The sequence below is a fragment of the Thiocystis violacea genome (assembly GCF_016583565.1).
GTDB lineage: Bacteria > Pseudomonadota > Gammaproteobacteria > Chromatiales > Chromatiaceae > Thiorhodococcus > Thiorhodococcus violaceus_A.
The window spans coordinates 113,119-123,958 of the sequence record NZ_NRRF01000009.1 but is presented as its reverse complement, the minus strand read 5'-3'; the positions used below and the strand labels follow the sequence as shown (position 1 = coordinate 123,958).

Sequence of the window (10,840 nt, the reverse complement as noted above, 5' to 3'; positions counted from 1 at the left end):
GGGCGCGGGGCGCTGGGGCGGCGCTCCCACCGGTCTCGGAGACGCCAGGGCCTTGCGGAGCGCGTTCAGAGGCTCTCCCACTCCATCCCCACCAGGTTGCGCTGCTCGCGGCTGAATTCGACGCCAATGAGATGGATCGGCACAGCCTCCGCCCGGTACTTGTCGGCATAGCCCTTGTCCTTGATCTGCTGCAGCGCGCGGCCCTCGGGGGTCAGCTCGACCACCTTGAGTTCGAAGAGATAGATCTGAGCGTTGAAGCGCACGGCCATGTCCAGCCGCCCGGCATTGCTGCTGTCCTCGGGCAGGATGTCGAGACCGAGCGAGGCGAAGTAGGCGTAGAAGACGCTCGCGTAGTAGCCCTCGTAGCGCGCGATGGGGTTGTTGCGGTACCAGTCGGTGGGGATGCTGGCGAAGAGACTCGTGAAGAGCCTCTGCATGCCGCTGAAATCGTTGGCGAGCAGACACTGGTGGAGTGACTTGCGACGGCGGGCATCGACCGCGCCGGCCGGAGTCCAGGTCTCGAGCAGGGCGCTGTTGAGGCTTTGATAGACCTCCTGGTTGGGGTAGCGCAGGCGGTAGAAGTAGGTACCGGCGATGCGCTCTTCCTCGGCGATGGTCAGATAGCCGGATTGGAACAGCAAGGCCTCGGTGGCGATGCGGTCCACATCGAAGGTCGAGAGCAGGCTGGCATCGGTCTCAAGCTGCCCGAGCTGCGGCAGCCAGGTCTGGCGCGCCGTGAGCAGGTCGATGAGAAAGCTCGGGCTGCCGGTCTCGAACCACCAGGGGCGAAACTGACGCCGGTCGAACAGCAACAGCAGGTCAAAGGGGTTGTAGACCGCCTCGCCGGTCCAGTTGTAGCCGTTGTACCAGCGGCGGATCTCCTGACGGTCCAGGCCCACCAGCTCGGGCGCAAAGACGCGGTCGAGATCGGTTTCGGTATAGCCGCAGAGCGCCGAGTATTTGGGATCGATGGTGATGTCGTTGAGGTTGTTCAGCCCCGAGAAGAGACTCACCTTGCTGAACGTGCTCACCCCGGTGAGGAAGGCGAAGCGGATGTGCGCGTCGTTGTCCTTGATGACCGAGTAGAGGTTGCGCAGACCGTCGCGGACCGCGCGCGCCAGCTCCGGACGGCTCAGATTGTCCAGGATCGGCTTGTCATATTCGTCGACCAGCACCACCACGCGCTCGCCCGTGGCGGCATGGGCCTTGCGGAGCAGCTCGGCGAAACAGGCATTGATCTGCGATTCCGTGCAGGCCAGGTCGAGCGTGGTTTGATTGAGCCTCAGCTGCTCGCCGATCTTGTCGTCCAGCTCCTCCCGGCTCCGCACGATCCCGCCCCCGAAACTGAAGCGCACCACAGGCGCGCGGCGGCTCCAGTCCCAGTGTCCGTGGATCTCCAGCCCCCGAAACAGCGGCTCGTTGGCGGCGAACAATTCCGCAAGCGTGTCGAGGAACAACGACTTGCCGAAGCGGCGCGGACGCGAGAGAAAATAGTGCTTGCCGCGCTCGATCAGCTGGCGCGCGAAGCCCGTCTTGTCGACGTAGTAATAGTCACCCTCGCGGATCTTGGCGAAGGTCTGGATCCCGATCGGGAGCTTCTTGCTGGACATGGCGGACATCTCTCCTGCGGGCACGAGATTGAATTCTACCCCCGAGCCCAGGTCGGGAGATCCGCCTTTCCAATCGCGTCGCATGTTAGCATCCCGCCCGCGCACCCCAGGGGCACGACAGCCCCACGGGGGCGCGACCATCCGTGATGCACGCTGGCCAACAACCGTCGGTTGGGCCGACGTTAGGAGGCCCATGCACCCTTTCGTCGGACCACGGACCTCGGTCCAACCGACGCCAGACATCAGTTGTGGTCACACCCACCCACAGACCTGGCTGAAGACACCTTGGCAGCATTGTCCACCCTGCTGGCCCGCGTCGACCTCCGGCGCCTGACGCTGATCCTCGCCCCGGCGCTGGCCGCCGCCAGCACGGCCACGATCACGGCGGCCTACTATCAGGTGCATGGCCCAACCCTGCACGCGCTGATCCTGCTCAGCCTCCTTTGGCTCTATCTGCGCTTCCGCCAGGAGCGGCGAGAGCCGATCGACCGCACCACCGCTCTCCTGAGCGGCGTCTTCCTGCTCTATGCCGTCATCGCCGTCCTCGCCGCCGCGCGTGCCGGTTTCGATACGAACGCCCTCGATCGGCTCGACCACTTCAGCTACTTCCTCGCCGGTGCCCTGCTCATCCCGTTCCTGATCGCCGCGCGCACGCGCCCCCTCTGGTTCTGGGTCGCCATCGCCACGGCTTCGCTGCTCTCGGGCCTCTACGCCCTCTGGGAGGTGCAGACCCTCAGCGCCGCCTGGGAGCAGATCAATGGGATGGACTACCGCGCCGGCGGCAGCAAGGGCAAGCAGATCCCCTTCGGCGACATCGCCACCCTGGCCGCCGTGACCAGCGCCCTCGCCGCCGGCGTCTACTACCGCTCGCGCCGCCTCCTGGCCCTGCTCTTCCTCGTCGCCGCGGGCTTCGGCGGCTACGCCAGCCTGGCATCGGGGACACGCGGCGCCTGGATCTTCGTCCCCAGCGGATTTCTGGTGATCGGACTCTATCTCCTGCAGCAGCACCCGGCGCATCGCCGCGCCCTGCTCATCGGGTTCACGGCCCTGCTTATGCTGGGCGGCGCCGCGCTCCTGCAATCGGAGCAGATCCGCGAACGCCTCGCCGTTGCGGTAGCGGAGGTCACCGGCTATGAGGCGGGAGAAGCCGTGCAATCGGGCAACTCGCTCGGCGAGCGCTTCGAGATGTGGCGCGCCGCCTGGATGGCCTACCGCGAGCATCCCTGGCTCGGCATCGGCGTCGGTCAGCTCAACGCCTACTTCAAGAGCGCCGCCGAACGGGGTCTGATCTCCCCGGCCATCATGGCGTTCGACCGCGGCGAAGGCCACACCCACGCCCACAACGACTACATCCACGCCCTGGCAACGCGCGGCCTGCTGGGACTGTTCTCCCTGCTCCTGCTCTACCTGGTGCCGCTGGGCGTCTTCATCCGCACGGCCGTGGTCGCGACCGATCCCGAGACACGCGGCATCGGCTACGCCGGCATTCTCTGTATCCTGGCCTACGCGCAATTCTCGCTGACCGACTCCATCCTGCTGATGCGCATCACGGCCGGATACTTCGTCCTGCTCAGCGGCTGGCTGCTCGCGCTGAGTCTGACGCACGCGGAGCGGGGCGAGTCATGAGTGCCAGGGCCATCGCCTTCATCGACCCCGGGCCGAACCTGGCGCAGTACCTGTCCGCCGTCGGCGACCGACTGCCGCCGGGCTACCGGCCGGTCTACTTTGCGCTGCGGGTGAAGAGCCGCAGCGTCCTGCAGCGGCTCGGCCGGCCGTTGCATCCGGCACGCCGCGGCGGCAAGGCCGATTGGCCCGAACAGATTCAGATCGACCGGGACCAGCTCATCGCCCGGCTGCGCAAGACAGCGGACAAGGCGCTGGTCAGCCAGCAGGCACCCGCCTTCCACTGGCTGGTCCGCGAGCTGGACGACTTTCTGGAGCGCACCCGCCCGACCGGCATCTTCCTGTGGAACGGCTCCGGCCTGGCCGCGGCCATTACCGAGCAGTTGGCGCGGGCGCGCGGCATCCCGCTAGTGTTCGGCGAGAACGGCTATCTGCCCAACACGCTTCAGCTGGATCCGCAGGGCGTCAACGCCTTCTCCGTCATCGGCCAGGACATCGGCCTCGACGCGATCCGGGCGCTGCCCTACACGGCCGAGCAGATCCAGGAGCTGGACGCCCTGTTGGACGCCTACCGGGCCGGCAACACGCCCAAACGCACGCCCCCCACAGGTGGGCGCGTCCGCCCCTCGCCGCTGGCCTACCTGATCCAGGCATGGGACGACTGGCGCGAACGCGAGCCCTCCGTCAAAGGCAATCGGCTCATCCCGCGCGAGATCCCGCCGCTCCCAGAGCGCTTCGTCTTCTTCCCGCTCCAGGTCCGCAGCGACAGCCAGCTCACCATCCACTCGCCCCTCTACGGCAACCGGCTCGATGCCGCCATCGCCGATCTCGACGCCGCGCTGCGCGTGATCGATCCAACGCTCAAGCTCGTCATCAAGCTCCATCCCGCCGACCTCGGCAAGACCGACTATGACCCCGTGGTTCGTCGGCACCCGCACCTGATCTGGGTCGGCGGCGGCGACGTGCGCGCCATTCTTCGGCGCGCCGCCTGCGTCGTCACCGTCAACTCCACCGTCGGCATCGAAGGCATGATCTACGGTAAGCCCGTGGTCGCGCTCGGCGACAACTTCTACGTCCGCGAGGGGCTGGTCCATCCGGTTCGCGACACGGCCGAGTTGAGCGACCGGCTGCGCGGGGCGCTCGAAGCACCGCCAGACACTCAGCTCATCGCGCAATACCTCCGCTACCTCTACTTCCACGCCTTCGCCCGCGCGCACTGGCGGGACTATTCGGAGGCCGCGCTCGACAGCGTGGCCGAGCGGATCCTCTCAATGATCAGCAGGGCGCAATAGGCCGCGGCCGAAACCTGGCGACCGGAAGGTCACGCAACACCGGGGTGGACGGGGAGCGCGTTCCGCGCGAGTGAGCATGCCCACCATCAGGCGCGCGCGGCTCAGCCGTCCCCGCCTCGATTGCGCCGGTCCATGAAGCGCAGCTGCCGCGCGATGGCCTCGACCGCCGGAAGCCTCACGCCACGCTTGGCCACTTCCCGCAGCGGCCGCGCGTACATGAACTCGATCTCAAGCGCACGCTTGGCGAGGTAGTCCAGCCGCATGCTGGGGGCGTAGGGGGTCATGGCCTCGGTCACCTTCAAGAGCTTGGCCGTGAAGCCCTCATCGAAGGGCACGCCGCAGGTTTCGGCGCCAATGGCGACCTCCGCCATGAGCTGCTCGGCGAGCGCCCGCGCATCGGGGTCGGCCATGATGACGTCCGTGTTGACGTCCAGCAGGACGGAGAGGCCGTTGAAGGGGATGTTCCAGGCCAGCTTGCGCCAACGCGCCTTGAGCAAGGACGGGAGGCTCTCGACCTTGACGCCGCCAGCGCTGAAGGCATCCATCAGCCTGGGAATCCAGCCCTGACCGCGCTCGTCATGGGGCGCGAAGCTCACCAGCCCGTAGTCCAGATGCGCGATGTGCCCTGGTCCGACCTTGTTGGAGCAGAGAAAGCAGAGCCCCGCGATGACGCAGGCGTCCGGAAAGGCCTCCGCCAGCTCGTCCTCCATCGTCAGGCCGTTCTGGAAATTGAGGATGACCGTGCCCGCGTGCACCAGCGGCCGCAGCAGTTCGACGAGCTGGTGGTTCTGGGTCGTCTTGAGTGCGACGCAGACCACGTCGCTCGGCGGGATGGCGTCGGACGCCGCATAGACCTCGACCGGAACATGGTGCTGGTCGCCGAGCGGCGAATCCACCCGCAGGCCCTCTGAACGGATGTGCTCGACGTCGCTGTGCGCGATGAAGCGGACCTGTGAGCCGCCGAGCAGGAGACGGGATCCGTAGAAGCCGCCCAGGGCGCCCGTGCCCAGGATGGTGAAGCTGAGAGTCTTGTTTGCCATAGTCATACTGCCGATGCGTCGTTGGGTGCGGGTGAAGCTGTCGCGTGCGATTTCAGCGCGTAGGATGGGCAAAGCCCGCGTGATCAGCTCCGTTTGGAGCGCTAGTGATCGACGGGCGTGCCCATCCGTCCCGCTGTGAGCCTTGCAAGATGGGCACGTCCGTCCAACGCCGAGGCTGCATTCAAGCTTGGAGCGCGGACTTTGCCCATCCTACCTGCCTGGGTGTACGTCCGACGCCTTTCCGGGGCCGGTCCACGCCGGCCGTCAGGCCGCCAGCGCCAACCGCCGCACGCCGCCGAAATCGGTCTTGCCGCTGCCCAGCTTGGGGATGGCATCGACCCGCACGACCTGCGACGGGATGCTCAGCGGATTGACGCCCGCGTCGAGCAGCGCCTTGCGCAGCGTGTCCGGATCGATGTCCTCGGCCGTCAGCAACAGGATGCGCTCGCCCTTGCGCTCGTCGGGCAGATTGACCGCCGCGACCTCCAACTCCGCCCGACCAAGGACGCGCCGCACCTGCTCCTCGACCGCGCCCAGGCTGATCATCTCGCCGCCGAGCTTGGCGAAGCGCGAATAGCGGTCGACGATGGTCAGGAAGCCATCGGCGTCCAGATGGCCCTTATCGCCGGTCTTGTACCAGCGCATGGCATCGAACTCGACGACGGCGTCGGCCGTCTTCTCGGGCGCCTTGAGGTAACCCTTCATGACCTGAACGCCGCCGATCAGGATGAGCCCGTCCTCACCGGGCGGCAGCGGCGCCAGCGTCACCGGATCCACCACGCGGAAGCTGGTGCCCGGCAGCGGCATCCCGACCGTCCCCGGCCTTGAGCCGGCCTGAATCTTCCAGGTCTTGGTCTCCATCGCGTCCGGCACATTGACGCTCGCGACCGGCGTCGTCTCCGTCGCGCCATAGCCTTCCAGGATCTGCTTCTGGAACTTGACGGCGAAGGCCTCGCGCACGTCCGGGCTCAGCCGCTCGGCCCCGGCGACGACGATTCGCAGCGACTGGAGCATCAGCGGGTGGACCCGTCGATTGCGGATATAGAGCCGCAGGAAGGTCGAGGTGCTGCAAAGCACCGTGACCCGATGGCGGGCGATCGCCTTGGCGCTGCCGACCGCGTCGGTCGGATCCGGGTGACAGACCATGGGGATGCCTTCCAGCAGCGGCATGAAGGTGGTCGCCGTGAGTCCGAAGGCGTGGAACAGCGGCAGGTTGGACAGCACCACGTCGTCCGCCTGGGTGTTGAGCACGTCCGAGATCTGCCGGACGTTGGCCATGATGTTGCGGTGCGTCAGCTCGATGCCCTTGGGCGTGCCCTCGCTGCCGCTGGAGAAGAGGATGGCGGCCGTGTCCTCGGGCCGGGTCGGGTGCCCGAACAGGCGCAGCAGCAGCTCGGCCGGCAGCAGGCTCACGGCCGCCAGCATCGCCAGCGACTGAACCTTGCCGATCTCCGCGCGCATCGACTCCATGGGGTGCAGGGTCACGCCGGGCAGCGCCGCGCCGAGATCGATGCCGCGCTGCTCCAGCTTGCGCAGGAAGCGCTCGGCGGTCACCACATGGCGCACGCCCGCCTGTTCGATGCCAGCCCTGAGCGCCTCGGCGCTCGCCGTGTAATTGAGGTTCACCAGGGTCTTGCCCGCGAGCAGCGCGGCCAGATTCGCGATGGCCCCGGCGCTGCTGGCAGGCAGCAGGATGCCGACCGCAGGCTCGGGCGCCAGGCGCCGAATCCGTCCGGCGAAGAGCAGGACCGCGGTGACGAGCCGCCGATTGGTCAGCCCCGTCCCGATGGAGTCGATGACGCTCAGCGTGCTCAGGTTGCGCTTCGCCGACCTCAGCCAGGCATGGGGTAGGCTGGGCAGCGTCTCCACATAGGTCTTCCAGGAGGTCACCGACAGCTCGAAGACCGCCTGCTTGACCTGCTCCGCGCTGGCTTGCAGCGGCAGGGTCGGGCCGAAGGCGACGATGATCTCGCGCACGCGCCCGTCCCGGCGGTTCGTGCGGAGCTTCTCACTGGCGTAGGAGAAACGGCTGCCCCAGAGGCCGCGCTGGTAGAAAGGCAGGATGACGCCGGTCCCCGCCTCGCGCGCCGAGAGCTCGAACCCGCGCTTGAACTCGGAGAGCTGCCCGGTCTTGCTCAGCGTGCCCTCGGGGAAGATGCAGACCACCTCCCCCGCCTCCAGCAGCCGCGCCACGGTATGGATGGCCTCCCGGCTGCGCCCGCGCGAGATGGGCACCACCCCGAAGAAGTCCAGGAACCAGCGCAGATACCAGCGCTCGTAGATCCAGCGCTCCATGACGAAGCGCACCGGCCTGGGGCTTGCCATCTGCACCATGGCCCAGTCGATCCAGCTCACATGGTTGCCGAGCATCAGCACCCCGCCCTGCGCCGGCATGTTCTCCAGCCCGATGACACTGAGGCGATAGCGGGTCGCGATGACCCGCGCGATCAGGAAGCGCAGCAGCGACTGGGGCAGCTGATAGAGCGTGTAGGCCGCGCCCAGGAGCGCGATCACGCCCAGACCGACCATCACCAGGAGTCCGCCCACCTGGAGAAAGGCCGCCAGCACCGTTAGGCCCAGGAAGCCCAGCATCACGACGTTCTGGACGAAGTTGTTGGCCGCCAGTACCCGCCCGAGCCCCTGCTCGCCCGCGTTGAACTGGATCAGGGCATTGAGCGGCACCAGGAAGAGGCCGCCGAGGAAGCCAAGCATGAGGAAATTGGCGCCATGCGCCCAGATCGAGCCCAGCCCCGGCAGCACGAAGAGCGCCACGGCGATGCCGATGGCGCCGATGGGGATGAGGCCGGTCTCGATGTGATTGCGCGAGACGCGCCCCGCCACATAGGAACCCAGGATGATGCCGAGCCCCGAGCAGGCCAGCATGCCCTGGATGACCACCGTATTGGTCTCGCCCAGCGTCTCCTTCGCGAAGGCCGGAAAGGCCGCGAGGATGACCTGCGAGATGGCCCAGAAGACCGACAGCCCGACGATCGAAAGCCAGATCACCTGATTGCCCCAAGCGGCACCCAGATTCTGCTTGAGATAGCCGCCGGAGGCGTACTGAGGCCACTCGAAGGGCATGGCGTTGCCCGCGTTCGCCTGCGGCAGGCGGTAGGCCACGAAGACCTCGGCCAGGGAGCAGCCGACCAGCACCCAGCCCAGCGGCGCGACCAGATGCATGATCTCGCCCGGCGTGCTGAAGGCCATGTCCGCCAGACGGCCCTCGAACAGGACCGAGAAGACAAAGATCCCCGCCAGGATGGCCGTGGTCGTCGTCGCCTGCACCCAGCCATTGGCCGAGGCCAGCGCCTCCTTGCCGACCAACTCCTTGATGTAGCCGTACTTGGCGGGCGAATAGATGGCGCTCTGGGCCGCGAGCAGAAAGGTCATGACGAAGGCCGGCCAGAACCAGCCGAGGTAATAGAAGACCGTGATGCAAAGGGTCAGGCCGACGGCGATCCAGGCGCTCGCGCGCATGACCCGGTTCTTCGGAAAGCGGTCCGCGATGAATCCCGAGGGGGTGAAGAGCAGGACGAAGGGAATGAGGATCAGCGCATTGACGACGGCCGTGAGGAGGATCTGGGTGTCACCGTCGTAGGTCTTGAACAGCGTGTTCTGGATGATGATCTTGTGCCCCAGGTCCACGAAGGCATTGAGAAAGATCATCAGGATGTAGAAGAGAAAACCCGAAATCCGAAATAGCTGCCCCATGACTCCACCCTTGGTTTTGATCGGCCCGGCCGCGCGGCCTCGAAAGGTTCACCCCCGCCGAGCAGAGGTCTAAGAAGCTGTCCATTTTCCACGTCCCGATTCGAGCCTGGTCACGAAGCTGGAGCTTCGTGACCAGAAAACCCCAGCACCTGTAAATAGCGCGCGGCACTGCGCCCTTGCTCGTAGTCCGCGACCGCGCCCCGAACCACGCTTGCGGGGGTCGGCTTCTCCAGCATCGCGAGCATGCCATCGGCCAGGGCATCCGCGTCACCGACGGGGACCAGCGGACCGTAGCGGCCGCCGTCCAGAATCTCGGAGGGTCCGCTCGGACACTGAGTGGACACCACGGGGACACCCAGTGCCATCGCCTCGGTCAGCACGTTCGGCGATCCCTCCCAGGCCGAGGAGAGCACGAAGACGGCCGCCCGCGTCAGAAAGGCGTAGGGATTGGCTTGGAAGCCCGGCAAACAGACGTCGCGCTCCACGCCCAGGCTCGCCGCCAAGGCGTCCAGCTTGGGGCGCGCGGTGCCCTCGCCCAGAATCATCAGACGGGCGTCGCGGACCGCGCGCACCTTGGCGAAGGCGCGGATCAGGGTCGGAAAATCCTTCTGCCGCTGCAGGCGGCCGGCCCCCATGAGCACCGGCGGCTGCCCCGGCTCGAGCCAGGGATGCGGACAAGGTTCGGCCGCCTGGGCCGCCAGATCGGGCGTGATGACGGGATTGCGGATCACGGTGATCCGCGCGGCCGGGATCCGGGCGACGCGGGCGGTATCCTCGGCGACGCCCCGCGAGACGGCGATGATGCGCTCGATGCGCGGATAGAGCAGCCGAATCGGCAGATAGCGCAGCCAGCGTTCGAGCAGCGAGCGCTCCGCCATCGCGGTGGAGAGGTTGGTCCCCAGGCGCAGGGCCAGGCGCGTCTGCGTGCCGGCCAGCGCGCGCGCCAGCACGGCCGCGCGCCCGGCGCGGTCCTTCGCGGCCAGGAGCACGGCGGGGCGCTCCGCGCGCAGGTAACGGGCCAACTCTGGCACCGCAAGCAGGGTGTGAGACGCGCGCAGGCGGATCAGGCGCACACCGTCCGGTAACTGCCCCAGATGCGGACTCTCGGTGCGGACCACGACCAGATCCACGCCAACGCCCTGATTCGCGATGCCCCGCACCAGATTCACCAGCATGCGCTCGACCCCACCGGCGCCGGAGAAGGAGGCGAACAGAGTCAGTCGTCGATCGCTTGGCGGCATAAATGACGCAGAAGGGGCCATGGCAACGGAGTCTGGCAAGACTAGCAGCTTCGCCCCAGCGCGTCGGTTCGAAATCGAAAGCACGGCCCTGGGTCACACTTCGGACATTCGGAGATCCGAATCCGCGGGCACTTTCAGTAGAATCCCGAGTGGACCCTGGAATGAGACGTCGATCGCGGAATCGGCCTCAGTCGTCAGTCGGACAGGTAGACAGGTAGACAGGTAGGGTGGACGAGCGCGAGCGAAGTCCACCGAATCCCGCGCCGTTGTTGGTGGACCGCGCCGCGCTTGTCCGCCCTGCATTCGATGCGGCCGGATGCCGC

General features: G+C 67.0%; 6 protein-coding genes. 2 read left to right on the top strand and 4 right to left on the bottom strand.

The annotated features are described in order from the left end of the window. Nucleotides 1–65: 65 nt before the first annotated feature. Entirely contained in the window at nucleotides 66–1,610 is a 1,545-nt protein-coding gene (locus CKO23_RS06110) for an ATP-binding protein (protein WP_200329106.1), read from the bottom strand. 285 nt (nucleotides 1,611–1,895) lie between these two features. On the opposite strand from CKO23_RS06110, the gene CKO23_RS06105 reads away from it, so the two are divergent. Both CKO23_RS06105 and CKO23_RS06100 read left to right on the top strand, forming a co-directional pair. Continuing rightward, entirely contained in the window at nucleotides 1,896–3,236 is a 1,341-nt protein-coding gene (locus CKO23_RS06105; protein ID WP_200329104.1) for an O-antigen ligase family protein, read from the top strand. Then, the gene (locus CKO23_RS06100; RefSeq protein ID WP_200329102.1) at nucleotides 3,233–4,525 is read left to right on the top strand and encodes a capsular polysaccharide export protein, LipB/KpsS family; all 1,293 of its coding nucleotides are present in this window, start codon (nucleotides 3,233–3,235) and stop codon (nucleotides 4,523–4,525) included. The genes CKO23_RS06105 and CKO23_RS06100 overlap by 4 nt, the downstream gene beginning before the upstream one ends. A 101-nt stretch (nucleotides 4,526–4,626) precedes the next feature. On the opposite strand, the gene CKO23_RS06095 is transcribed toward CKO23_RS06100, so the two are convergent. The 3 genes from CKO23_RS06095 to CKO23_RS06085 all read right to left on the bottom strand — a co-directional run bounded on the left by CKO23_RS06095 (nucleotide 4,627) and on the right by CKO23_RS06085 (nucleotide 10,517). Beyond that, nucleotides 4,627–5,565 (bottom strand): 2-dehydropantoate 2-reductase, encoded by a 939-nt coding sequence (locus CKO23_RS06095; protein ID WP_200329100.1) that lies wholly within the window; start codon nucleotides 5,563–5,565, stop codon nucleotides 4,627–4,629. A gap of 264 nt (nucleotides 5,566–5,829) precedes the next feature. Beyond that, nucleotides 5,830–9,276, bottom strand: a complete 3,447-nt coding sequence (locus tag CKO23_RS06090) for an acyl-[ACP]--phospholipid O-acyltransferase (RefSeq protein WP_200329098.1) — start codon at nucleotides 9,274–9,276, stop codon at nucleotides 5,830–5,832. Between the two features lie 110 nt (nucleotides 9,277–9,386). After that, nucleotides 9,387–10,517 carry a glycosyltransferase gene (locus CKO23_RS06085; RefSeq protein WP_200329096.1) on the bottom strand — a complete coding sequence of 377 codons (1,131 nt, stop codon included), beginning with the start codon at nucleotides 10,515–10,517 and terminating at the stop codon, nucleotides 9,387–9,389. Nucleotides 10,518–10,840: the final 323 nt, after the last annotated feature.

Excerpts from the sequence above, each read along its gene's own strand:
- CKO23_RS06110 (WP_200329106.1), bottom strand. The coding sequence starts at position 1,610 with ATGTCCAGCAAGAAGCTCCCGATCGGGATCCAGACCTTCGCCAAGATC.
- CKO23_RS06100 (WP_200329102.1), top strand. The coding sequence starts at position 3,233 with ATGAGTGCCAGGGCCATCGCCTTCATCGACCCCGGGCCGAACCTGGCG.
- CKO23_RS06090 (WP_200329098.1), bottom strand. The coding sequence starts at position 9,276 with ATGGGGCAGCTATTTCGGATTTCGGGTTTTCTCTTCTACATCCTGATG.
- CKO23_RS06085 (WP_200329096.1), bottom strand. The coding sequence starts at position 10,517 with ATGCCGCCAAGCGATCGACGACTGACTCTGTTCGCCTCCTTCTCCGGC.
- CKO23_RS06095 (WP_200329100.1), bottom strand. The coding sequence starts at position 5,565 with ATGGCAAACAAGACTCTCAGCTTCACCATCCTGGGCACGGGCGCCCTG.